Genomic DNA, 24,397 nt, shown 5'->3' with positions numbered 1-24,397 from the left:
AACCCCTATTTTTTCAATCCCTTGCGGACGCCCGCTCCCCGCGCCAGCGCCGCTACACGAAGCCCCCGCGCATGAAATCAGCGATTCACGACTTACTCCGTGCCGCCGTCGCCACGCTCGTTGCTGACGGTCAATTTGACGCCTCCACTTTACCGCTGCCGCAGCTTGACCGCACCCGCGACCCCGCGCACGGCGACCTTGCCACCAATCTCGCGCTGGTACTCGCCAAACAATTTGGCACCAAACCGCGTGAGCTCGCGCAGCAATTGGTCAACGCGCTACCCGCCTCGCCGGTGCTGGCGCGGGTGGAGATCGCCGGTCCCGGTTTTATCAACTTTTTTCTGACCGACACCGCTTATCATGCTGTTATTCCACAGATTTTAGACACCGGCTGCAACTTCGGGCGCAGTCAGCACGGCGCAGGAAAACGGGTGCAAGTCGAATTTGTCTCCGCCAATCCAACCGGCCCGCTGCATGTCGGACACGGACGCGGCGCGGCGTATGGCGCAGTGGTCGCCGATTTGCTGGCCGCCATCGGCTTTGATGTCCACCGCGAGTACTACGTCAACGACGCCGGTCGCCAGATGGACATTCTCGGCACCTCGGTGTGGCTGCGCTATTTGGAGCTGTGCGGCGAAGATGTGCGCTTTCCCAGCAACGGCTACAAAGGCGACTACGTTTGGGACATCGCCGCCACGCTCCACCGCGAACATGGCGACGTGTATCGCGTCGATGCAGCGGAAGTGCTCGCCGGAGTGCCGCTGGATGCAGCAAATGCTGACGAGCCAGCGCGTGAGGATGGCGATAAGGAAGCGCACATTGACGGCTTGATTGCGGCAGCGAAACGGCTGCTCGGCGACAACCGTTATCGCTATGTCTTTGAATTAGGTTTGAATGTCATTTTGGATGACATCCGCGCCGATCTCGCCAGCTTCGGCGTCGAATATCAGGAATGGTTTTCCGAGCGGTCGCTCACCGAGCGCGGCGCGGTCAATCGGGCGATTGAGCGGCTGCGCAGCGGCGGTCATTTATATGAGCAAGACGGGGCGCTGTGGTTTCGCTCCACCGCGTTCGGCGATGAAAAAGATCGCGTCGTCGTGCGCGAGAACGGGCAGATGACCTATTTTGCCTCCGACATCGCCTATCACATGGACAAGCTGGAGCGCGGTTTTGAGCGCGTGATTGACATCTGGGGCGCAGATCATCACGGCTACATTCCGCGAGTGAAAGCGGCATTGACGGCGCTCGGCGATGACGTGACGCGGCTGGAAGTATTGCTGGTGCAGTTTGCGATTTTGTATCGCGGCGGCGAAAAGGCGCAGATGTCCACGCGCTCTGGCGAATTCGTGACGCTGCGGCAATTGCGCAACGACGTCGGTTGTGATGCAGCGCGGTTCTTTTATGTGATGCGGCGCTGCGAGCAGCATCTTGATTTTGATCTGGATTTAGCCAAATCGCAGTCGGCGGATAATCCGGTGTATTACGTCCAATATGCTCATGCGCGAGTCAGCAGCGTGTTGCGGCAAGCGGTTGAAAAAGGGCTGGCGCTGGAGCCGAGCGCGGGAGTGACCAACTTGGAATTGCTGACGACCGCGCACGAGCTGGCGCTGGTGCGGACGTTGAGCCGTTATCCCGAACTGGTGGAAACCGCTGCGCTGCGAGCCGAACCGCACCAGTTGACGCAATATCTGCGCGAGCTGGCCAACGAATTTCACACCTATTACAACGCCCAGCAGTTTTTGGTACCCGACGCGGCGCTGCGCGATGCGCGGCTGAAATTGATTTTGGCGACGCGGCAAGTGCTGCGTAACGGCTTGAGTTTATTGGGCGTTTCCGCGCCGGAGTCGATGTAAATGGCAAAACCCGTAAGAAGCGCAGCGCCAAAACCTGCGCCGCCGCCGTTGAAACGCAATCGCCAACCGCGCTCGTGCGTGTGGTGGTTTTTGATGGGGATCACGCTCGGCGCAGTCGGTGGCAACATTATTTCCACCCGCCGCGATGAGCCTGCTGCCACGCCACCAACTCCAACGGCGGGAGCGCGGGAATCAACGCCCGCGCCGGTGTCGCCGACCTTTCATTTTCCGCAATTGCTCAATGACACGCGGGTTGAAGCGGCTGATCGTGCGCCGCCCCCGCCGCCGCCTGCGCCGCGTCCGCAGTTGCCACCGCCACCGGAAGATGAACCGATGGCGGATGCCGGTGCTGACGAGCCGATTGAACCGCCACCACCGCCGTCACGCACTGGCGCGGGTTTTGTGGTGCAAGCTGGCTCGTTCAAAAACACGACGGATGCGGAACGGCGGCGCGGAGAATTGGCGCGGTTGGGTGTTTCCAGCAGTGTTCAAAAAGCGACCTTGCCGGATGGACAAACGGTGTATCGGGTGCGGTCTGGCGTGTATGCCACCCGCAAAGAAGCGGAACAAACGCGGGATTTATTAAAACGCAATGGCAAGGATGCGGTGGCGTATCCGGTGAAATAAGCGGGGAATGGCGCAGTTGTCAATTGGAAAATGCTTCATTTGTCAACTGCGTTATTCTTAAAAATAAACAGCGAGGTAATTATAAGATGTTGATTGGACAAGGGTTTGATGCGCACCGTTTCGCCCCAGAGCGGCGTTTAATTCTCGGCGGTTTAGAGATTCCGCATTCGCTCGGTTTAATTGCGCATTCTGATGGCGATGTCGTCATTCATGCGCTGTGCGATGCGCTACTCGGTGCCGCTGGTTTGGGCGACATCGGCCACCATTTCCCCGATACCGACGCCGCTTATGCCGGCATTGATAGCCGGATTTTGCTGCGTCAGGTCATGACGAGCCTGCACGAGCGCGGGTTGGCGGTACACAACGCCGATCTGACCATCATTGCCCAGCAACCCAAGCTCGCGCCGCACATTCCGGCGATGCGCGAGCTGTTGGCGGCTGATCTCGGTTGTCCGGTGACGCGGGTCAACGTCAAGGCCACGACGATGGAACACATGGGATTTACCGGACGCGGAGAAGGAATTGCGGCAGCGGCAGCGGTGTTGCTCACTGAACCAGAGAGCAGCAGTTAAAATTTCAAGCCCAGCGCCAGCCCCGCGAGAAATGACACGCCGCCGCTGAGATGACTGGCCGCAAAATCAAGAAAATTGCTACCGGCGGCACTGAACCACGCCGCCCAACCATCGTAATGGCCTTCCAAACCAGTCCAGTTCACTTCCACCACGCCGGCGTATTGCAGCCCAAAAACGCCCAATAAAATCACGCCCATCACCAGCAAGGCGATTTTGAACGCGATCTTGAGCGCAAAACCCATCGCCAAGCCGACCATGAATGAAAAGCCGACGGTGAGAAAAAAGCTGCTATTGAAAATCTCAGCGGCACTCGATGGTGCGCCTGATGCGTGATCGGGTAATAGCGTGGAAGCAGAAGCGGGAAAGACGCCGGTTGCCAGCGTCAGTGGTAAAAAATGCAGCGAGGAAGTGAACGAGTGCATGTTTCGGTTCTCGACGTGAAAAGTGACGTAGGTTGAAAGCACAACTGACGTCACTTTATAACGCTAAAACCACGATCAAACACCGCTCCTCAAGAGCAGAACTGCTGATCGATCACAACACGCGGAATTTAATGGGGGCAACGCCCTGATGAATAATTCCCAAGCTCCGCGCTGCTTCCCGCGACAGATCAAGCGAGCGCCCTTTGGCGTAGGGACCGCGATCATTCACTTTGACGATAATTGAGCGCCCAGTGCGCGTATTCGTGACTTCTAATTTGGTGCCCAAGGGCAGAGTTTTGTGCGCAGCGGTGAATTGATTGCGGTTGTAACGCTGCCCGCTGGCAGTTTTGCGACCATGAAAACGGTCGTGATAGTAGGAGGCCATGCCTTTCTGAGTGTGACCGGAGCCAGCCTGAGCGTCGCTGATGACGGGAAAAAATGTGCTTACCAACAGCGCGGCAGTTGCGAGTGTCTTATTCATTGGTGCCAACCTCTTTCAAGAAACGACCATCCCGCAGGTCAAGGCAAATTGGGACGGCGGTTTGATTTACTAAGGAAAACACAGTCTACGGGAAAACCCTATGCGGATAAACCCTAAAATTGTTGCAACTGCCAAAAAGTTCCAAAATCAGCGCCGGTTGCAGCGCAAAACTCTTCCAAAATTTGCAACTAACGTACTGTTTTAATAAACATAAGCGTAAATTTTACGCGATTTGTTTAGGATTTCATTATGACGCTTGATATTCAGCTTTTACGCCCGTTTTGGTTGTTGGCATTGCTGCCGCTCGCCCTGCTCGTGCTGGCGCTGTGGCGGCACCCGCAGCGCGACGCCAATCGCTGGCGCAGCCTGATTGCCCCGCATCTGCTGCCGCATCTGTTGACCAGCGCCAGCACGCCATCGCAGCGATTGCCGTTGATTTTATTAAGTATTGGCTGGACGCTGCTGGTGCTTGCCCTCGCCGGACCGGTGTCACAGCGCCTGCCGCAGCCAGTGTTCACCACCGGCGGGCAGCGCGTGCTCCTGCTCGATTTATCACCCAGCTTGAATGCCGCCGATGTCGCGCCGTCGCGGCTGGCGCGAGCGCGGTTTGAAATTCTCGACCTGCTGCGCGGCGCAACTGAGGGGCAAATCGCGCTGATTGCTTTTGGTGCCGAGCCATTCGTCGTCGCGCCGCTGACCGGCGACGCACAAACCATCGCCGCGCAGGTGCCGCTGCTGACGGACGCGCTGCTGCCAGTGCCCGGTGAGCGCCGGCTTGATTTGGCGCTGCAATTGGCAGGTGAGTTGTTGACGCAAACCCGCGCCGGACATGGCGAGGTGATTGTGGTGACTGATGGCGTTGGCGATCTCGCCCGCGCCCAGACTGCCGCGCAGCAGCTCGTCGCCGCCGGGCATCGGCTGTCAGTGTTGGCAATTGGCACCGCCAAAGGTGCGCCGATTCCAACCGGCAGCGGCAGCTTTCGCCACAATGCCAGCGGTGAGATTGAGATGGCGCGAGTGGACGCGGCTGGTTTGCAACAGCTCGCTGCCGCAGGTGGCGGGCGTTATGTGCCGGCAGTGGTGGGCGATGCCGATACGCAAATGCTGCTGGCGCTGGGCGCACCGCAGTTGACCGCTGCCGTCACTGCGACGGCATTCACCTCCGATCAATGGCGCGAAGACGGCGTGTGGTTATTGCTGCCGCTGTTGCCCTTGGCGGCAGTTGCTTTTCGCCGGGGTTGGCTGCTGCCGGTGCTGGCGCTGGCATTCATCATGCCGCCGCCGACCCAAGCTGCGAATTGGGCGGATTTATGGCAACGCCCGGCGCAACAGGCAGCGGCACAATTGGCAACGGGCGCGACTGCCGCCGCCAGTCAATTTGATGATCCGGCATGGCAAGCCGCTGCGCATTATCGGGCGGGCGCTTTTCAAGAGGCGTTGACGGCGTTAGAGGGAATGACTGGCGCGGAGGCGGATTACAATCGTGGCAATGCTTTGGCGCGATTGGGGCGTTTGGAGGAAGCGGCAGCGGCATATCGGCGAGCGTTGCAGCAGGCACCAGATCACGCCGATGCGCAGCACAATTTGGCGCAGGTGGAGCAGGCGTTAAAACAACAACCGCCGTCGTCATCCGCGCCGAATCAGCAGAATCAATCGCAAAATAAAGATCAAAATCACGATAAAAATCAGCAGTCTGATCCACATTCAGCGCCGGCTGCTGGTGCGCAAAAGCAGTCATCAGACGCTGCGCCGGACGCCGCCAATTCCGCTAATCAACAAGATGCTGGCGCTCAACCAGACGCAGCATCTGCCGCGAACAATTCACCTGCGGCTGAGGATTTGCAGCCCGCCGCCGCGCCGCAACCAGCGCCAGCTTCAAAAACCTCTGAACCGTCTTCTCCACCTCCGCCGTCAAATGGAGAGCAAAAATCGCCCGTTGAAAAAGGGGAATTTGCAGAATTGAATCCCGAACAACAGGAACAACAACAAGCACTTGATGCCCAATTGCGCCGAGTGCCCGATGATCCCGCCGGACTGCTGCGCCAGCGGTTTTTATTACAACATTTGCGCCGTGAAGGACGTTTGCCGTGAAAGCTCATTTGCCATTTCTGCTGAAAATCGCTGCCGCTGGGTTCGCCCTGAGCTGCGCCGTCACCGCGCTGGCGACGACGACATTTCAGGCTCAGACGGATCGCAATCGCTTGAGCGTCAATGAAACGTTGACGCTTAATTTGATCGCTGACAGCGATGCCAGCGGCGAGCCAGATGTGTCACCGCTCGCCGCTGATTTTGAAATCCTCAGTCGCGGCGAGAGCACGATGATTAACGTGTTCAACGGCGCAATCGCGCACACGCGGCAGTGGACGCTGGAGCTGGCACCAAAACGTGCCGGTCAGTTGACGATTCCGGCGCTGGCGCTGGACGCAGCCCGCAGTCAGCCCATCGACATCACCGTCACGGCGACGGCAGATGACGCGACCGATGCCAGTAAACCGCTATTTATGGAGGCGACAACCGATCTGGCCACGCCTTACGTTGAGCAACCGCTGGAATACCGGCTGCGGATGCTGTTGCGGGAGCAGCCGTTGCAGCCGCTGCAATTATCGGAGCCGGTGGTAGACGGCGCGACCATTGAGCAAGTTGGCGAAGATCGCCAGTCGGAAACTGAAATCAACGGTCAGTTGTATCGCGTGATTGAGCGGCGTTATCGCGTGATTCCGCACCGCAGCGGCGCGTTGACGCTGGAGAGTCCGCGTTTGGAGGCGGTGTTTGCAGATCGCAGCGCGGGTCGTCCTCGCGCTCGTGATCCGTTTACTGAATTAGATCAAGCCTTTGGCAGCAATTTATTACAACAGTTTGCCGGTCGCAGCGGACGACGTGTGCTGGAGCGAGCGCCTGCGATCACGCTGACGGTGCGCCCGCAACCGGCTGGCACTGGCACCAGTTGGCTGCCGGCGACTTCGGTGCAATTGAGCGATGAGTGGACACCCAGCCCGCCGGTGTTGCGCGTGGGCGAGCCGGTGACGCGGACGGTGACAATTACCGCGCTGGGCACGACTGCCGCGCAGTTGCCGACGCTGGAGCTGGGTGCGGTGGACGGGGCGCAGTTATATGCCGAGCAGCCGCAGGCTGAGGAGCTGCGCGGCACCAGTGCGCCAACTGCGATCAAAAGTCGCAAAGTGGCGCTGGTGCCGACTCGCGCTGGAACCTTGACGGTGCCGGAGCTGCGGCTGCGGTGGTGGAATACCGAGCGCGATGTGGCGCAGGTGGCAGTGATTCCAGCGCGTCAGCTTGAAGTACTCGCTGCGCCGAATGCGCCAGCCGCCGCGCCGGTGCCTGAACCCGCGCCAGTCGCCGCAGCGCCAATACCAGCGCCGTTGCCTGCGCCCAGCTCGCCACCAGCCATTGCCGCGCAAGCTCCCGCTGCGGCACCTGTTGAAATTGCGGGTTATCAAATGCGTTGGGAAACGGCGCTGGCGCTGTTATTCGGCGGGTTATGGCTGCTGACGCTGGGCTGGTGGTGGCGCGAGCGCCGCCGGTCAACTGCGCTCCCGCTGGCGGTCACTCCCGCATCATCGCCCGCACCGCAGCAACAAGCGGCATTGCGCACGGCGCGGCAGCAGGTTGAGCAGGCTTGTGTGGCAGCAGATGCGCGGGCGGCACGAGCAGCATTATTGGCGTGGGGGCTGGCGCGATGGCCGGAGCAACCACCCAGCGGGTTGCGGGAGTTGAGCCAGCATTTCAATCAAGTGGAGCTGGCGACGGTGCTGCTGGCGCTGGATCGGGCGATTTATGCGCCGATTGAAATGGCGTGGAATGGCGCGGCGGCGTGGCAGGTGTTGGCACCACATTTGACAGTCAAAACAACGGCAGCGCCGGAGACGAGTACGCCGTTGCCGCCGTTGTATCCGCGTCGTTGAGCAATAATGCGGTGCGGTTCCTGTTATACTGTCAACCTATAATGACAGTGAATTAGGTAATGCAAACTTGACACTCGCGGCTCCCACTCTCATGGAACCCTTATCTCGTCAGTCCAAACCCGCCGCCATTGTGATCGGTAGTGGTTTTGGCGGTTTGGCAGCAGCAGTTCGCCTCGGTGCTCGCGGCTATCAAGTCACGGTTCTCGAACGCCTCGATGCGCCCGGTGGGCGGGCTTACGTTCATCACCGCGATGGTTTCACCTTCGATGCTGGCCCCACCATTATCACTGCGCCCTTTTTGCTCGATGAGTTGTGGGCGCTGTGTGGGCGGGTGTTTGCGGATGAGATCGAACTGAAATTGATGAATCCGTTTTATCGGATTCGTTTTGATGACGGCAAAGTCTTTGATTACAACGGTGATCCTGACGCGGTGAAGGCGCAGATCGCGCAGTTTGCTCCCGCTGATGTGGACGGCTACGACCGTTTTATGAAGATGAGCGAGGCGGTGTGCAAAGTTGGTTTCGAGCAACTCGGGCATATTCCGTTCACCTTTTGGACGGATATGGCGAAGATCGTGCCAAATATGGTGTGGCTGGAGAGCTACCGCACCGTGTATGGAATGGTCTCGAAATACATCAAAGACCCGTATATCCGCCAAGTGTTGTCGTTTCATCCGCTGCTGATCGGCGGCAATCCGTTTACCGTGACTGCGATTTATGTGCTGATTTCGTTCTTGGAGCGGAAATGGGGCGTGCATTCGGCGATGGGCGGCACCGGCGCACTGGTCAAGGGTTTGGTGAGTTTGATTGAAGGGCAGGGCGGCACGCTGCGTTATCAAGCGGAAGTGGCGGAGATTGTGGTCAATAACGGCACGGCGACGGGAGTGCGTTTGACCTCCGGCGAAACCTTGACTGCGCCGGTGATCGTTTCCAACGTCGATGCTGCGACGACATACAACAAGCTGCTGGCGACCACCAAACGCAAGCGGTGGACGGACAAACGGCTGGAGCGGTCGCGGTATTCGTGCGGGCTGTTTGTGTGGTATTTCGGCACCAAACGCCAATATCCCGATGTTAAACATCACACCATTTTGCTCGGCCCGCGTTATCAAGAACTGATTACGGACATCTTCACCAACAAAGTGCTGGCGGAAGATTTCAGCCTCTATCTGCATCGCCCCACCGCCACTGATCCGAGTCTGGCTCCCGACGGCTGCGACACGTTTTATGTGCTCGCGCCGGTGCCGCATCTGGGCAGCGGCACTGATTGGGCGACGGTAGCGGAGAGTTATCGCGCCAAAATTGCTCGCTATCTCAGCGCGACCGTGTTGCCTGATTTGGAAGACAACATCGTGACCTCGCTGGTGACGACGCCGCAGGATTTTCAAGACCGGCTGTCATCTTATCAGGGAGCTGGTTTCAGTCTAGAACCCATCCTTTTGCAAAGTGCGTGGTTCCGGCCACACAACAAGAGCGAAGAGGTGGATGGTCTTTATTTGGTCGGTGCGGGAACGCATCCGGGGGCGGGCGTCCCCGGCGTCCTATCGTCGGCGCGTGTCCTCGATACGGTGGTACCTGATGCCTCAACTTATCTCTAAATGCACTCCAGTTTCCTTTTCCTACGCGACAGTGGCTGACCTGACTGCGTGTCGGGAACGACTGCGCGAAGGTTCGCGGTCGTTTTATGCGGCATCTTTCCTGTTGCCACAGAAATTCCGCGATCCTGCCATTGCACTGTATGCGTTTTGTCGCATCGCCGATGACGCCGTCGATTGCGTCGAGGGCGATCTCGTCGCGCAAACCGCAGCACTCGCGCAACTGCACGAGCGGCTCGACCGTATTTATGCCGGTTGCCCAATTGATGATCCGGCTGATCGCTTGCTGGCTGAAGTGGTGGTGGATGTTGCGCTGCCCAAACGCCTGCTCGAAGCGCTGTTAGAAGGATTTGAGTGGGATGCGCAAGGGCGCACTTATGAAGATTTGTCTGGCGTTTACGATTATTCAGCGCGGGTGGCGGGCACGGTCGGCGCGATGATGGCGGTGTTGATGGGAGCGCGTTCCGCAGAAATGATTGCGCGAGCGTGCGATCTCGGCGTGGCGATGCAGCTCACCAACATTTGCCGCGATGTCGGCGAAGATGCGCGGAATGGACGGCTGTATTTGCCGCGTCAATGGCTGCGGGAAGCGGGGATTGATCCCGAAGCGTGGCTGGCGCAACCGGTGTTCAGTCCGGCGCTGGCGGCGGTGGTGCAACGTTTGTTAGATGCCGCTGATGCGCTGTATCAACGTTCGGATGCTGGAATTGCTGGCTTATCAATCGGTTGTCGCGCTGGCATTAACGCAGCGCGGTATCTGTATTCCGAAATCGGGCGGCAGGTGGAACGGCAAGGATTGGATTCGATTTCACGGCGGGCGGTGGTGCCGGTGCCACGCAAGCTGCGTTTATTAGCGCCGATTTTGAGTAAAGCACTGGTGACGGCAGCGCCGTTGTCGGCACCTGCGTTGCAGGAGACGCGGTTTTTGGTGGATGCGGTGGTGGAGGCAACGCCAACACTGGTCACACCCGGGCGCAGCAGCGGCATGTTACGGGTGTTGGAATTGTTAGCAGTGTTGGAAGAACGGGAGCAGGCGCTGAATATGCGCTGCAGTGACGTGCATTGAGCGTCAGCAAACCCTGACTTTGTAAGCATTCACTGGCTTGTTGTACACTGACAATTGTCATATCAGTTGATTCATTATTTAGTAGTTATTGAGGGACACGCATGGGTGCCACAACACGAATCGAGCAGGCTTTGGCCGCTGCCATAGATCATGTGGCAATTCCCGGCTGTCCACCGCGCTTAGTAGCGGCGGTGCGCCACGCCGTTTTTCCAGCAGGAGCACGGGTACGTCCGAAGCTGTGTCTCGCTGTTGCCGCTGCTTGTGGTTACCAAGATGATCCCGCTGCTGACGCGGTGGCAGCATCCATTGAATTGTTGCACTGCGCCTCGCTGGTGCATGACGATTTGCCCTGTTTTGACGATTCTCCGCTGCGGCGCGGCATTCCGTCGGTGCATCGCGCTTTCGGTGAACCGCTGGCAGTTTTAGCGGGTGATGCCTTGATTATTCTGGCATTTGAGAATTTAGCCCGCTGTTTGGCAGCGACACCAGAGCGGTTGGCACCGTTACTGTTGACGGTGAGTCGCTCGGTGGGATTGCCGCACGGCATCACGGCAGGGCAGGCGTGGGAATGCGAGCCACGCGTGACGGTAGAGGAATATCACCGCACGAAAACCGGTTCACTGTTTGCGGCAGCGACGGCAGCGGGGGCGCAAGTCGCGGGCGCAGATGCGGAATTGTGGCGCATCGTTGGTGATCGCATTGGCGAGGCTTATCAAGTCGCCGATGATTTGCGTGACGTGGCAGCCACGGCGCAGGAAGTGGGCAAACCGGTGGGGCGCGATGCGGTGTTGAATCGTCCGAGCGCGGCGGGAGAGTTGGGCGTTGAAGGCGCGGTTGAGCGGCTGCAACAACTGCTAAAAGGCGCGATTGAGGCAATTCCACCCTGTCCGGGTTCGGCGCAATTGGCGCAGGTGTTAATTGCTGAAGCCCATCACATCATGCCCAAGAATTTAGCAGCGCGGGTGACGCTCTAATCTTCTCGACCGCATTAACGACACCACCAAAACAAATAAAGGCAGCCGAAGCTGCCTTTATTTGTTATTGGCGTGTTTCACGTCACTTACTACTACAAACCGCTTAACCAATTAAATTCAGCGGTACTTAAAAGAATGAAGTGAATCGTGAGTCCTAAAATAAACAGAAAGCCAGTCAACCCGGTTAATACGAGAGCTGGACTAAATAGTTGCCAGATTTTGTGCATGAAAGAAATCTGCTGCAAAACCTAATCAAAATTGACTAGGAGGATTGATCCGCACTTGGTTGCTGCGGCAAACCGCCCAACTCAAGCCCCTGACGCTCAGTTGCGCCGGAGTCTACTGACCGCTTTATGGCAGTGTTCATACCTGCTCATCCTCAGCAAATGTCAGCAGATGAAAATACTTTATAACGATAAAGCAGCGATCAGTGAGTTGCTTCAGTGTTGAAACGCCAGCAACTCACTAATGCTGTAAAGAAGCAATGCGAACAATTGTCAAACTGAGCAGTGCGCATCAGCTCAACAATTGCGCCTCAATTGCTAATAATTTACAGCCAGGGACGCCACATCCAAGCCAACAGATGGGCAAATACTGCAACGCCAATAAACGTTGACATGCCCTGCGTGAAAAAGTCATTGAATTCTTTTGCTTCTGCGTCAGTCAATCCAGTCATGCTCTTCTCGTTAGCCATTTGGCGTTGCCTCTTTTAAGTGTCGTTGTCGAGTCTTTCACGCACCGGACAATGAAATACTCGGTTTAGACTGAGTGACTGCTGTTAATGACTCACTTATTCGAGTCAGAAAACAACACAATCACTGCGTCATTCTGCTGCACTAGCATTCCGATCAGCACGTTCATTTGATTCTAAACGATACGCGACGCGCTCTTATCAATCGGTAGCATAGTGTCAGTCTAGCTTAACGGACATAGATGTCAATCTAAATTTACAGTGCCGATCAACACCACCAGATCCGCTTAATGCTTGGCTACTCGCGCCACAATCAGGCGCGTTTGCAGCGGGCGGCGCGTCCGCACCATGTGCATTTCATCAAAACCCGCTGCCGTCAACATCGCGTTGAGTTCACGCGGCGGACGGGTGCGCCCGCTGCCCATCGCCAGCAGATACAGCCCAAAATACGCATCACCAACCGGTTCTGCGCCGGGCGTTTCCGACATCGGCTCAATCACCAACAAGGTGCCGCCGGGCGGCAATGCCATGCGCACCGCCCGCAGAATGTGCAGCGCCCCGTCGTCATTGTGATCGAGGATCACCCGCACCAGCGAGATGACATCAGCACCTTTGGGCAAAGCGTCCGTTTTCAAATTGCCGCCGTGTACCTGAATGCGCTGCGCCAGCCCCACGTCGCCGAAATGGGTTGCTGCCCGTTCCACGACCGCCGGCAAATCAAATAACATCAATTTGAGATCGGAATAACGTTGCGCGACCTGCATTAAAAAACGCCCTTCGCCGCCGCCAACATCCATTAAACAGCGATGTTCTCGCAGTGAATACGCATCCAACGCATCTTCTGCAACAAAACCACTTGAAGCTGACATTAACGTGCTGTATTCCGCCACCCGTTGATCGTCATCCGCTGCCGGATTAGGTGAACAGGCATACGACCAATAACGGCTCAATTCCGTTTCGCCCAATTCGCCGCGAAATAATGCCAATGGATCATATAAATCGTGATAGAGCATCCGATGATGTTTGACCATCGCCGCAATGCCGGGATTGCCTGGCAGCGCAATTCCCAACCGCCCTAAACCATAGCCGTGTTCACCACGGCGTTCTAATAAATCAATTGCGACTGCCGCCCGCAATAAACGATCCGCCGCAGTGATTGACATGCCCATGTGTTCGGCTAATTCAGCCGCAGTTTGCGAGCCAGCAGCAAGGCGATTAAACACATCAAGCTCAACGCAAGCGTAGAGAATTTGCGAATAAACAAAACCGGCAGTGATGTCGAATAACCCCCGCGCTCGGCGTGAAGCTTCCCAACGCGTTAGCGGGAAATCTGCTGCCCAACGTTGAAATTCTGGACTAGCCAGTTTGCGGTCGCGCCAAATGCGCCAGCGTTCGAGAATTGAAAACTGCACTGAAAATATCTCACCTAAATGATGGCTAAAGAAAATCCATCGGCTTCAGGCAAGCGTTCCAATAACAAGCGGTTGACGGTCGCAGATACCAATGGGATAGGAGTAACAAAGAATCTCACATAAAAAAACCACCTCGGTTTGATTCCAAAGAACCAACGCTTTAATAAAAGCGTACCGAGGTGGTTGATCGCACAAATACCAGAAGAAATGACAAGGTTTAAATCATCACCTCATGCCCAGCATTGGCGAGGTAAAACTTACTGCGCAACGGTCGTGCTGGCTGGTGCAACGATAGCAGCAGGAGCAGCGCGGACGGAATCTTTGAAGCCGTAGCCTGGCAGAGCCAGTGCATAGCTGTGAATCATCCACATTTGTACGAACAGAATGCCGAAGAAAGGAACCATCCAAGTGGCTGGATTGATAACAGTCCAGATTTTCCAATCTTCTTCAGGATGATTAGGAGCGGCAACGGATGGATCAGCGAACATGACAGGTACTTGCATTGGAGATTCTCCTTAAATAGTGAATAAAAAAACCGGCGGTTCTTAGAACCAGGGTTGATAAACCCAAGTGACAGCGTGAACGGCACACGCGATCATCACCCAGCTCCAAGTACCATGCTTCCAATGCTCATGGAATTCTTTTGCTTGTTCATCGGTCAAACCGGACAAATTTACTGCTTTTACGTCAGCCATCGGAAATGTCTCCAGTGAAAAATGATGCCATTGAATATGGCGACTATCGGCACGCTAATTTCAATTTCTAACTTACGTGGCACGAATCACCGCATAAGAGAAAGGTGACTGCCTGCCGTGCGATGCCTTGAGTGTTAGTTTAGCCTGACACTGTGCTGTGTCAAGGCTTATTTACACTGACCGCTTCAACCGCCCTTACATTCTTTGAAAATGCGCTTGTCGCAGGTCGCGCAGATCGACTTATCCAGCTTTTGATAAATCCCGCGAATCGCTGCCGTTTTCGCCTGAAACACGTTGCGCCCGTCGGTTGCTTCCCAACAGCCGCAGCGTTCCATCTCTTCCCAAAGCCCTTGTTTCACATTGATTAAATACATCCCACCGCCATTGGCAAAGCGCCGCACCGTCTCCTGCACCAGCGTCTGTCCGCCCTGCAAATCAACAAAATTGATCCCGTTGGCAATCAGCGCGAGATGTTTTTGCAGCGGATGTTCAACCCGCAGGCGATCAAAAAATTGCTCCACATGCGCGACTGAACCGAAAAACAGCGAGCCATCAATCCGCACAAATCGCAGTTGTGGGCATTGCGCCACATCGGGCGAACTCGAAAACGCATGATTCGGCAACCGCGGGTCGGGCGCGAGGCTGACAATCCGCGGTTTGGAGGTGCGATCCAGATACAGCACCAGCGACAGCAAGACGCCCGCAAAAATGGCAAATTCCAGCTCTAAAAAGATCGCCGAGAAAAAGGTCACTGCCAATACGCCAGTTTCACGTTTTGAGGAGTGCAAAATGTGCTTAATCTCTTTGAAATCAATGAGATTCCATGCCACTAAAAACAAAATTCCCGCCATCGCCGCCTTCGGTAAATAGCTGGCATACGGCGCGACCAACAACACAATCGCCATCAATAAGAATGCCGCGAAAATCGACGCCAGCGGCGTCCGCGCTCCCGCGTCGTAATTCACCGCGCTGCGATTGAAAGACCCGGTGGCGACGTAACCAGAAAAGAAGGAACCGGCGATATTGGATAATCCTTGGCCGATAAATTCCTGATTCCCATCAATGCGATAGCCACCGCGTGCCGCCAGCGCCCGCCCGATGGAAACCGCTTCGGTCAACGCAAACAGCGTCACCGCCAACGCCGATGGTGCGAGCTGGCGAATGTGTTCCAGCGTCAATGATGGCGCTGATAACGGCGGCAACGCGGCCGGCAATGCGCCCACCGTCGCAATTCCTGCGCCCAGCCATTCGCTCAATCCCAGCGCCAGCACGCTGCCCACCAACATCGCCACGATCATGTAGGGAATTTTGGGAAACCAATGCCGACACGCAATCCCCACCGCCAAGGTCACGGCCGCTACCGTTGTCGCGCCGGGATTGATCTCCAGCAGATGACGCAAAAACTGCCACAGGATGTCGTGCAGATTGCCGTTGCTGTCCATGCTGATGCCAAAAAAATGCTTGAGCTGTTTGGCTGCAATCAACACCGCCGCGCCAGCCGTGAAACCGACCACAACAGAATGTGAGATGAAATTGACCAGCGCCCCCATTCGCGCAAATCCCAGCAGCAGCTCCATCATCCCCACCATGAACGTCAGCGTCAGCGCCAGCATGACGTAGTCCGGCGAACCGGGCAGAGCGAGCGCCGATAGCGCCGAAAACAGCACCACTGATGCTGCCGTCGTCGGCCCTGAGACCAGATGACGTGAAGAACCAAACCACGCTGCGATGATGGCGGGCACCATGCCAGCGTATAAACCATATTCCGGCGGCATTCCGGCGATGGTGGCAAACGCGACGCCTTGTGGCAGTACGACGACCGCGCCCGTTAATGCTGCGACCAGATCGGCACGCACATCAGTCGGTTTAACGTGCGGCAGCCACTGTTTATATGGCGTAGTCCACGACCAATCGAGATTACGCAGCCCTTGGGCAGATGCGGCAACTGCCGACTGCGCCATCGCAGCGACATTGAGTGAATGAAGCGTCTTCATAAACGAGATGACGTCCTAAAAAAGAAACCAATCCGGTCGGGACGAGACAAGCATTCAACCCCACCGGCACCAGAGCAAGCGCCGTTATGTTAGCGCGATGTCTCACCACTCGCGGCGACGCCTGCTCAAATCACCACCACCTCGGCAGCGGTCAACGCCGGCTGTCCGAGCAGCGTCACGATCTGGATTGGCGCAGCCGCGCTGCCGGAACCATCCGCGTCGTAATACAGCGCCCCCGTGCTCTGGTCATACAGCAGAAAATCGTTGGCATCCGCAGCGGTGGTCACTTTTGCCCCGCTGCGCAACAGCCCCGCCGCCAAAGTGCCGGTCGCCGTCAACGCCCGAAAAACCGCATTTTCCAATTGCAATTGATCAACGGCGACCGTGAAGTCCTTGATTTGATCGGAATTTGTTATCGCATTCGGCGCAGTCTCAAAACGAAACAGATCGCGCCCCGCGCCGCCCGTCAGCACATCATTGCCCGCGCCACCGCGCAGCACATCAGCGGTCAGCGTACCAATGAGCACGTTATGACCGCTGCCGCCGCGCAGCAGATCGCCGCTGGCGAGCGCGTCCACGATTTGCCAATCTTGACTGCTGATCGTCGCAACCGCCTGTTTCGTCGCACTATTACCACTTTTCCAGATCGCATCGGCACCAGTGTTGGCATTGCGCCACAGAATATCACTCACGCCATCGCCGTTGAAATCGCCAACGCCGACGACTTGCCAATTTTGATCCGCCTGCGCCGCCACAGTTTGTTTTGTCGCACTGTTGCCGCTTTTCCAAATTACATTTGCACCAGTGTTGGCATTGCGCCACAGAATATCGCTCACGCCGTCGCCGTTGAAATCGCCGACACCTGCAACCTGCCAATTTTGATCCGCCTGCGTCGTCACAGGCTGCTGCGTCGCACCGTTGCCACTTTTCCACACTGCGTTAGCGCCTGTGGCAAAATTGCGCCACAAAACATCGCTCACGCCATCGCCGTTGAAATCGCCAACGCCGACGACTTGCCAATTTTGATCCGCCTGCGCCATCACAGTTTGCTGCGTCGCACTGTTGCCACTTTTCCACACTGTATTTGCGCCTGTGGTAGAATTACGCCACAGAACATCGCTTATGCCGTCACCGTTGAAATCGCCGACGCCGACGACTTGCGCGTTTTTATCTGCCAACGTCGTCACAGTTTGCTGCGTCGCACTGTTGCCACTTTTCCAAATTACATTTGCGCCAGTGTTGCCATTGCGCCACAGAATATCGCTCACGCCGTCACCGTTGAAATCGCCAACGCCGGCGACTTGCGAATTTTTATCCGCCTGCGTCGTCACAGTTTGTTTTGTCGCACTGTTGCCGCTTTTCCACACTGCGTTAGCACTTGTGGCAGAATTGCGCCACAAAATATCGCTCACGCCGTCGCCGTTGAAATCAGCAGGCGCGAGCGTCAAGCGCCGCATCGTCCCGTCGCCGAATTGCAGCCATTCGATGCCAGTCAGCAGATCGGTGCCTTCACCGCTCGCGCCGGTCGTCAGCGTCCAATTCAGACCGCTGCGGGTGAGCTGATATTCCGCTGCTGCGCCGCTATAAATGGCAGTATCAATGCCCGCACCGCCGTTAATAGAATCATTGCCCAAGCCGCCATTAAATGTATCATTGCCATTTAAGCCCGCGAGTGAATCATTGCCCGCTGCGCCAGTTAAAAAATCAGAGAGAGCGGTGCCAGTGAGCGATTGATTGACGGGTAAAAGTGGCGCACTGGCTGGCGTTAAAGTGGAGCCATTGACGGAATTAACGCCATATTCGCCACCCAAACCGTCGCCGCCATAAATCCACCATAATGCCGCTAAATCATATTCTTGATAAACCGCTTTTGCTTCACCAGTCCAGGTATATGACATTAACGTGTGATCGGTATTATCAATTGCGGTTGGCAATTTTATATTGCCTTCAAATGGATGTTTCAAGCCGAGCGCGTGACCGATTTCATGCAACAATACTTGATAGCCTTCGCTGCCCTGTTCTGGATTCAAATTATCCTTAAAATCAACGCTGTCCAGAAAAATATCTGCACTGATCGCATAAGACAGCAGCACTTCGCCGCTGGTGTAAGAATAACTGGATTCCCAACTAGTCAAGCCCGATACATTGGCACCAGATAAATTGGCGTTAAAAAAAGCAAATTGCGCTTGTGACGCAGAGCTAGTTTCAACAAAATCAATGCCAGTGACGCTTGCGACATACGCCAGCGCATCCCGCACCGCACTTTTTTGTTCCTTATTAAAGGTGTTGATGCTGGAAATGCCGCTGGAGTGCGTGCCGTCATTGGTGAAGGTATAAGATAAAACATTGCCCACGTCGGGCAATAAATAATTCCACGATGGTCCTTCGGCAATTAACGCATCAACCAGCGCATCACCAGATACAGGAATGGCGCTAATATCGCTAATGGTGGTCATCATAATACTCCAGTTGTTTTGTATAAAAATGGCTATTGAAATACTCCAGTCTCGCTGCGCATCAATCCATAACCCATATCGACGGCGCTGCGCTCCTCGGTAACAATGTCGCTGCATTCATTCACGATTGACATCACATCCATGCCATTTAATCCACTGTCTCAATTACTCACCACGCTGCCTGTGGTGTGGGAACAACAGCCACCCGCGCCCGCGCAGCCGACTAACATTCAATGGCGTGCCGATGCGTGCGATGCCGGTTCCATTTTGTTTTTTCAACGCTTTGACGATGGGCGCAGCGATACGGAAATCTACACCCGTTATCTTGCCGACTGCGCGGCGGCGGTGATCGTCACAAATCGACATCTGGACTGCGTTGATCGCCTCGCTGATCGGCATGTGTTGGTGGTGCAGCCGAGCGATTGGGCGCAAGTGGTTGGCGTGTTTTGTGATTTTTGTTATCCGCTGGCGACCGCTCGCCTGCGTTTTATCGGCGTCACGGGCACCAACGGCAAGACGACGACGGTGAAATATCTGGAGGCGATTTTGGCGGCACACGGGCGGCGGGTGTTGTCGATTGGCACGTTGGGGGTATTTCTTAACGGGATGTTGCTGCTGGAAACTGGCTTCACGTCACCACCACAAATCGCATTGCAACAGTTGCTACATTGTTATCAAAATCAATGCGATGTCGTGGTGATGGAACTGAGCAGTCATGCGCTCGATCAGGGGCGGGCGTTTGGGATTCCGCTGTGTGCGGCGGGCTGGACGAATTTCACTCAAGATCATCTCGATTATCACCACGATGAGGCGGCATATTTTGCTGCCAAAGCGCAAATTCTGAATTTGCTTGTGGACAATGGACGTTTGTGGTGTAGCCGCCCGGCGGTGACGGCGCGGCTGATGGCGAGCGGGAGGACGCGGGTGCCGGTGTTGACGGTGCCGGAGCTGGCGCTGGATGCAGCGGCGCTGGTGGCAAAACCATTTCTCACCTTGGCACATAATCGCCACAATTACGCGCTGGCGCGGACGCTGGCGGACTGCATTCTCGGCACGGATGTGCGGGAGGATTGGCAACATTTGCAGGCGGTGGCGGGGCGGTTTGAATGTCAGCAATTCGGCACCCGCACCGTCGTGATTGATTTTGCGCACACGCCAGATGCGCTGGAGACGATGTTGACGGCGATTCGCGCTGATTTTCCGACCGCAAAAATTGTGACGCTGTTTGGCTGCGGCGGCGACCGGGATCACAGCAAACGCCCGTTGATGGGTGCGGCAGTGGCGCGACATTCGGATTTTTGCGTGGTCACGTCGGACAATTCGCGCACCGAAGCGCCGGCGCAGATCATCGCTGAAATTGTGGCGGGCATGGCAGATGCGCCTCATGCGGTGGTGGTCGAACGGGCGGATGCGGTGGCGTATCTGTTTGATTGGTTAGAACATTGTTCAGCGGCAGAACAGTGGGTGGCGCTGCTGGCTGGCAAGGGGCACGAGCGGTATCTCGACCGCAACGGGCGGAAAGAGGACTACAGCGATCATGCTGAGGTGATGCGCAATGTGGCGCGACTGGGCTGGGTCTGAGCGCGGCATCATTGGCGATAAAAAGTCACTCAAAATTCACTTGCGCAGACTGAATCTAATCGGTAGTTTGCGCGATTCTTATTCATTGCACATCAAAAACCTGAGGAGGTTTTTCCAACAATGCCTATGACGCTTAAGAAGCTGCGGTTACATGGTTTTAATAATCTCACCAAAACCCTCAGCTTCAACATATACGATGTCTGCTATGCCGATTCTGCGGAGCAGCGAGAAGCCTACATTGCGTATATTGATGAGGCTTACAACGCCGCTCGTTTGACGGCTATTTTGACTGATGTGGCAGAGATCATTGGGGCAAATATCCTCAACATCGCGCATCAAGATTATGAGCCGCAAGGCGCATCAGTCACGATGTTGATTTCGGAGGAGGGCATTGTTGCAGAGAACCTTTCTAATACGGCAACGCCGGGACCATTACCGGATGCGGTGGTGGCGCATTTAGATAAAAGTCACATCACTGTCCACACTTACCCTGAAACCAATCCGCAGACGGGCATTAGTACTTTTCGGGCAGATATTGATGTGTCCACTTGTGGACGGATTTCACCATTACGCGCTTTGAATTATTTGATTCATGCGTTGGAATCCGACATTGTGATTATGGATTATCGGGTGCGCGGTTTTACGCGGGACGTGACCGGGCGTAAGCATTTCATTGATCACAACATCAGTTCTATTCAAAACTATCTGTCAAAAAAAACGAAAAATCGTTATCAGATGGTGGATGTGAATGTTTACCAAGAGAACCTGTTTCATACCAAGATGGTGATTAAACAATTCAGTCTCGATCACTATTTGTTCTGCGTTGAAGCAAAAGATTTGTCGCCGCAGGAACATCAACGCATCCAGAAATTGCTGCGGCGTGAGTTGACCGAGATTTTTTATGGACGCAACCTCGGGCGCAATCTGGAATTTATGGATTGACGGCTGCGCCCGCTGCGGTGGCGGTTGCCACATAGTATTCAATAAACTGTGTTTTGCTTAGTATGATTTAGGAATGCTAAGTCCAGCATATCTCTACAGATAACGACTTTGACAGTGCAAAAATCCGTCGTTATCCTAAACCGAGCAGCATGTACCTAATGGCGATAACCAAGCCCGTGTTGCTAAATCACGCTCTTTAACAAGTTCGAGTATGCGGTTGCCAGCACGAGTTGCTGGTGTAAAACTTGAAACGCATCAAAGAGTTCGCGCTGCAAAAGCATTCGCTTGTGCAGCTTTGGTAGATACACCCCAATCTTCAGATTGGCAGTTGAGCATTACTCAGCAATGTTCAAGAAAAATGTATCGGTGACGACAAATTGTCACTTGTGACTTGACAGCCCGCCGAAACCCATTAAAATTGCCGGCTTCAAAGCGGGAATAGCTCAGTGGTAGAGCACAACCTTGCCAAGGTTGGGGTCGCGAGTTCGAACCTCGTTTCCCGCTCCAAATTTGAGAAAACAGCGATCCAGATGATCGCTGTTTTTTTTGCCTCGCGGAGCGGAAACCTGCCAGCGGTGCGCAATTGCCAGTTGATTTTGAGCGGCGTTGCCAATACTAAACGCCTGTTTTTGGGCATTTAACGTGGAGGGTTGAAACAAAGTGAAGCAAGCAACTGCATCAATTCCAAACCAGTTCCGGCGCAGCGGGTTGATTGGAGTGCTGGCGCTGGTGCTCGTGAGTCCCGCCATGCCAGTGTTGGCGCAGGCGGCACTGCCGAGTTTTGCGGATGTTGCCGAGCGGGTGTCGCCAGCGGTGGTCAATGTGCAGGTGCGGGCGACTGCCGATCAGCCGTTGGCACTGCGCGGGCAGCCGGGGATGCCGGATAATTTGCCGGTGCCGGAGTTTTTCCGGCGCTTTTTTGAAGAGCGCAGCAGTCCCACCCCGCATCAAATGCAGGGTCAGGGATCGGGTTTTATCATCGACGCCGATGGTTTGGTGGTGACGAATCATCATGTGATTGAGGGCGCAACTGAAATCACGGTGGTGCTCAACGATGGTTCAAGTCATGTCGCGCAAATCGTTGGTTATGATGAAAAAAGCGATCTGGCGTTGTTGAAAATTACTGCGGGCAAACCGCTGGCAGCGGTAGAGTTTGGCGATTCCACACGGGCGCGAGTCGGTGATTGGGTGTTGGCGGTCGGCAATCCGTTTGGGCTGGGCGGCTCGGTCAACGCGGGAATTATTTCGGCGCGGGGACGCGACATTCACGCCGGACCGTATGACGACTATTTGCAAATCGACGCGGCGATCAATCGCGGCAATTCGGGCGGTCCGCTGTTTGATACGAGCGGGCGCGTGATCGGCGTCAACACGGCGATTTTTTCGCCAACCGGCGGCAATGTCGGCATTGGCTTTGCGATTCCGGCGGAAACGGTCAAGCAGGTGGTCGGTCAGTTGCGCAAAAACGGGCATGTCGAGCGCGGCTGGCTTGGCATTCAAATTCAAGCACTGACGCCAGAATTGGCGGCGGGATTGGGGCTGAATAAACCAGGCGGGGTGCTGGTGGCAGAAGTCATTCCGAATGGTCCCGCCAGCCAGAGCAATCTGCGCGTGGGCGATGTGATTGTCAGCATTAACGGCGAAGCGATTGAATCTCCAAAAGATTTGCCGAAACGGGTCGCAGCGACGGCAGCCGGGACGCGGATCAATTTGGAGGTCTGGCGGCATGGCAAACCTTGGCAGGTAGCGGTGACGGTGGGAGTGCTGCCGGATCAGGCGCAGGCGGCGACAGCGTCCGATCCGACGCAGCCAGATGCAAATCAAGCGGTGTTGGGAATGGCGGTGGTGGCGTTGACGCCGGCGTTGTGTCGCCAACAGGGTCTTGATCCTGATTTACAAGGCGTTTTTGTAGCACGAGTGCAGCCGGGGAGCACGGCGGCGCGAGCGGGCATTGAAGCGGGCGCGGTGATTGCGATGGTTGGCGCGGAGCCGGTCGATTCGCCAGCAAGTTTTGCGGCGGCGGTGCGCAAAGCCGTGACGGAACAGCGTCAAACCTTGATTTTATTGGTTGAACAAGGCGGTCAGGCGCTATTTGTGGCGGTGCCATTGTAAGCAAAGCAGCCGAGCGCGGGACGGCGCGTTCCCCGCTCGGCTGGCGCAGTTTGAGAATGAGATGTGTGGAAGATAGAAATTTTAGTTGACTAAAAAGTAGTCATACGCGTACATTGACGTCCCTTGTTGCAGACAATTTAATGCTTGATTTCGGGGTATAGCGCAGTCTGGTAGCGCGCCTGCTTTGGGAGCAGGATGTCGGGGGTTCGAATCCCTCTACCCCGACCATTTTTTGTTAAACAATTTAGTTTTTCGCGCATTACGCTTAGTAAAGCGCCCGTAGCTCAGCCCGGATAGAGCAACGGCCTTCTAAGCCGTGGGTCGCAGGTTCGAGTCCTGCCGGGCGCGCCAATTGATTACTGAACTAAACTGCGTTTTGAGTATTGAACGCTTGTAATTAGATGATTTTCGCTGGTGGGCGAGGCCGAACGGTTAGGCACTGGATTGTGATTCCAGGTGTAGTGGGTTCAACTCCCATCGTCCACCCCATTATTACTTGAGATGTCGCTTGGTTTTCAGCGTGTTACATGTAGAAAAGCTGAAAATGCTGAGTTGAAGTGTTGCTGTAACGATAATTTTTTTTGACATTTCGGCAGCCGCTGCTAGAATGCGCGGCTCACTTAGGGAATAACACTACTGCTGCAACGCGAATAGCGCACAACAGTAACCTTAAGGCAGTGAAGCAGTCAGAAAGTCGTCAACGCCACGAAATAAAACGTTGACAGCAGAATGAAAGGCTGTAGAATGCGCCGCTCTTAACGAACAATTGTTTTGTCGTTAATGACCGAATAAGAAAGTGAAGTTTGACCCAGTTCTTTAACAATTTGTTCAGATAATTTGTGTGGATGCTTCGAGTATCGCTTCGGGTGAATGAAGAGATATTAACGAGTATCTTCATTATGAAGAATTCGTTGAGCACGAATAATACCAATTAAATGGTATGAAGGAATTAAACTGAAGAGTTTGATCCTGGCTCAGATTGAACGCTGGCGGTATGCCTAACAC

At 55.4% G+C, this 24,397-nt stretch carries 20 protein-coding genes and 4 tRNA genes; 15 read left to right on the top strand and 9 right to left on the bottom strand.

What is annotated here, in order from left to right:
* The first annotated feature begins 71 nt into the window (after positions 1-71).
* The 3 genes from argS (at position 72) to ispF (ending at position 3,052) form a co-directional block, all read left to right on the top strand.
* Complete coding sequence (gene argS / locus CKO12_RS07620) at positions 72-1,853, top strand: arginine--tRNA ligase (RefSeq protein ID WP_200154139.1); 1,782 nt, start codon at positions 72-74, stop codon at positions 1,851-1,853.
* Positions 1,854-2,480: an SPOR domain-containing protein gene (locus CKO12_RS07615; protein ID WP_200154138.1), complete on the top strand. Its 627-nt coding sequence runs from the start codon at positions 1,854-1,856 to the stop codon at positions 2,478-2,480.
* 86 nt (positions 2,481-2,566) lie between these two features.
* A complete protein-coding gene (gene ispF / locus CKO12_RS07610) occupies positions 2,567-3,052 on the top strand; it encodes a 2-C-methyl-D-erythritol 2,4-cyclodiphosphate synthase (protein WP_200154137.1) in 486 nt (161 codons plus the stop codon).
* Here ispF and CKO12_RS07605 read toward each other — a convergent pair.
* The gene (locus CKO12_RS07605) at positions 3,049-3,474 is read right to left on the bottom strand and encodes an FUN14 domain-containing protein (protein ID WP_200154136.1); all 426 of its coding nucleotides are present in this window, start codon (positions 3,472-3,474) and stop codon (positions 3,049-3,051) included. The genes ispF and CKO12_RS07605 overlap by 4 nt on opposite strands.
* Positions 3,475-3,586: 112 nt before the next feature.
* Positions 3,587-3,955, bottom strand: coding sequence for a septal ring lytic transglycosylase RlpA family protein (locus tag CKO12_RS07600; protein ID WP_200154135.1), 369 nt, complete (start codon positions 3,953-3,955; stop codon positions 3,587-3,589).
* Positions 3,956-4,204: 249 nt separating this feature from the next.
* On the opposite strand from CKO12_RS07600, the gene CKO12_RS07595 reads away from it, so the two are divergent.
* The 5 genes from CKO12_RS07595 (at position 4,205) to CKO12_RS07575 (ending at position 11,509) form a co-directional block, all read left to right on the top strand.
* Positions 4,205-6,046 (top strand): vWA domain-containing protein, encoded by a 1,842-nt coding sequence (locus tag CKO12_RS07595; RefSeq protein WP_200154134.1) that lies wholly within the window; start codon positions 4,205-4,207, stop codon positions 6,044-6,046.
* Positions 6,043-7,875: a BatD family protein gene (locus tag CKO12_RS07590; RefSeq protein ID WP_200154133.1), complete on the top strand. Its 1,833-nt coding sequence runs from the start codon at positions 6,043-6,045 to the stop codon at positions 7,873-7,875. Before CKO12_RS07595 ends, CKO12_RS07590 begins: the two co-directional genes overlap by 4 nt.
* A 91-nt stretch (positions 7,876-7,966) precedes the next feature.
* The gene (locus CKO12_RS07585) at positions 7,967-9,472 is read left to right on the top strand and encodes a phytoene desaturase (RefSeq protein ID WP_200154132.1); all 1,506 of its coding nucleotides are present in this window, start codon (positions 7,967-7,969) and stop codon (positions 9,470-9,472) included.
* A complete protein-coding gene (locus CKO12_RS07580) occupies positions 9,453-10,535 on the top strand; it encodes a phytoene/squalene synthase family protein (RefSeq protein ID WP_200154131.1) in 1,083 nt (360 codons plus the stop codon). The genes CKO12_RS07585 and CKO12_RS07580 overlap by 20 nt, the downstream gene beginning before the upstream one ends.
* 101 nt (positions 10,536-10,636) lie before the next feature.
* Entirely contained in the window at positions 10,637-11,509 is an 873-nt protein-coding gene (locus CKO12_RS07575; RefSeq protein ID WP_200154130.1) for a polyprenyl synthetase family protein, read from the top strand.
* A gap of 92 nt (positions 11,510-11,601) precedes the next feature.
* Here the strand turns inward: CKO12_RS07575 and pufA (CKO12_RS07570) are convergent, their stop codons facing one another.
* The 7 genes from pufA (CKO12_RS07570) to CKO12_RS07540 all read right to left on the bottom strand — a co-directional run bounded on the left by pufA (CKO12_RS07570) (position 11,602) and on the right by CKO12_RS07540 (position 18,760).
* Positions 11,602-11,736, bottom strand: a complete 135-nt coding sequence (pufA, locus tag CKO12_RS07570) for a light-harvesting antenna LH1, alpha subunit (RefSeq protein ID WP_200154129.1) — start codon at positions 11,734-11,736, stop codon at positions 11,602-11,604.
* Positions 11,737-12,059: 323 nt separating this feature from the next.
* The gene (pufB, locus tag CKO12_RS07565) at positions 12,060-12,203 is read right to left on the bottom strand and encodes a light-harvesting antenna LH1, beta subunit (protein ID WP_200154128.1); all 144 of its coding nucleotides are present in this window, start codon (positions 12,201-12,203) and stop codon (positions 12,060-12,062) included.
* A 284-nt stretch (positions 12,204-12,487) separates the two neighbouring features.
* The gene (locus CKO12_RS07560) at positions 12,488-13,612 is read right to left on the bottom strand and encodes a methyltransferase (RefSeq protein ID WP_200154127.1); all 1,125 of its coding nucleotides are present in this window, start codon (positions 13,610-13,612) and stop codon (positions 12,488-12,490) included.
* A gap of 257 nt (positions 13,613-13,869) precedes the next feature.
* Positions 13,870-14,115, bottom strand: a complete 246-nt coding sequence (gene pufA / locus CKO12_RS07555; protein ID WP_200154126.1) for a light-harvesting antenna LH1, alpha subunit — start codon at positions 14,113-14,115, stop codon at positions 13,870-13,872.
* Positions 14,116-14,157: 42 nt separating this feature from the next.
* Positions 14,158-14,307 carry a light-harvesting antenna LH1, beta subunit gene (gene pufB / locus CKO12_RS07550; protein WP_200154125.1) on the bottom strand — a complete coding sequence of 50 codons (150 nt, stop codon included), beginning with the start codon at positions 14,305-14,307 and terminating at the stop codon, positions 14,158-14,160.
* 185 nt (positions 14,308-14,492) lie between these two features.
* Positions 14,493-16,268, bottom strand: a complete 1,776-nt coding sequence (locus CKO12_RS07545) for a SulP family inorganic anion transporter (protein WP_200154166.1) — start codon at positions 16,266-16,268, stop codon at positions 14,493-14,495.
* Between the two features lie 158 nt (positions 16,269-16,426).
* Complete coding sequence (locus tag CKO12_RS07540; protein ID WP_207146301.1) at positions 16,427-18,760, bottom strand: FG-GAP-like repeat-containing protein; 2,334 nt, start codon at positions 18,758-18,760, stop codon at positions 16,427-16,429.
* Between the two features lie 138 nt (positions 18,761-18,898).
* Between CKO12_RS07540 and CKO12_RS07535 the strand changes: the two genes are divergently transcribed.
* The 7 genes from CKO12_RS07535 (at position 18,899) to CKO12_RS07505 (ending at position 23,881) form a co-directional block, all read left to right on the top strand.
* Positions 18,899-20,338 carry a Mur ligase family protein gene (locus CKO12_RS07535; protein WP_200154123.1) on the top strand — a complete coding sequence of 480 codons (1,440 nt, stop codon included), beginning with the start codon at positions 18,899-18,901 and terminating at the stop codon, positions 20,336-20,338.
* Positions 20,339-20,458: 120 nt separating this feature from the next.
* The gene (gene speD, locus CKO12_RS07530) at positions 20,459-21,280 is read left to right on the top strand and encodes an adenosylmethionine decarboxylase (RefSeq protein ID WP_200154122.1); all 822 of its coding nucleotides are present in this window, start codon (positions 20,459-20,461) and stop codon (positions 21,278-21,280) included.
* Positions 21,281-21,712: 432 nt separating this feature from the next.
* Positions 21,713-21,787, top strand: a tRNA-Gly gene (locus tag CKO12_RS07525).
* A gap of 153 nt (positions 21,788-21,940) precedes the next feature.
* Complete coding sequence (locus tag CKO12_RS07520; protein ID WP_338032714.1) at positions 21,941-23,392, top strand: Do family serine endopeptidase; 1,452 nt, start codon at positions 21,941-21,943, stop codon at positions 23,390-23,392.
* Between the two features lie 151 nt (positions 23,393-23,543).
* Positions 23,544-23,620: transfer RNA gene (locus tag CKO12_RS07515), tRNA-Pro, on the top strand.
* 45 nt (positions 23,621-23,665) lie between these two features.
* Positions 23,666-23,743: transfer RNA gene (locus CKO12_RS07510), tRNA-Arg, on the top strand.
* A 63-nt stretch (positions 23,744-23,806) separates the two neighbouring features.
* Positions 23,807-23,881: transfer RNA gene (locus tag CKO12_RS07505), tRNA-His, on the top strand.
* Positions 23,882-24,397: the final 516 nt, after the last annotated feature.

It is taken from the genome of Chromatium okenii (assembly GCF_016583745.1).
Taxonomy (GTDB): Bacteria; Pseudomonadota; Gammaproteobacteria; order Chromatiales; family Chromatiaceae; genus Chromatium; species Chromatium okenii.
Note: the sequence above shows the minus strand (reverse complement) of the source record. Positions and strands in the feature narration are given on the sequence as shown.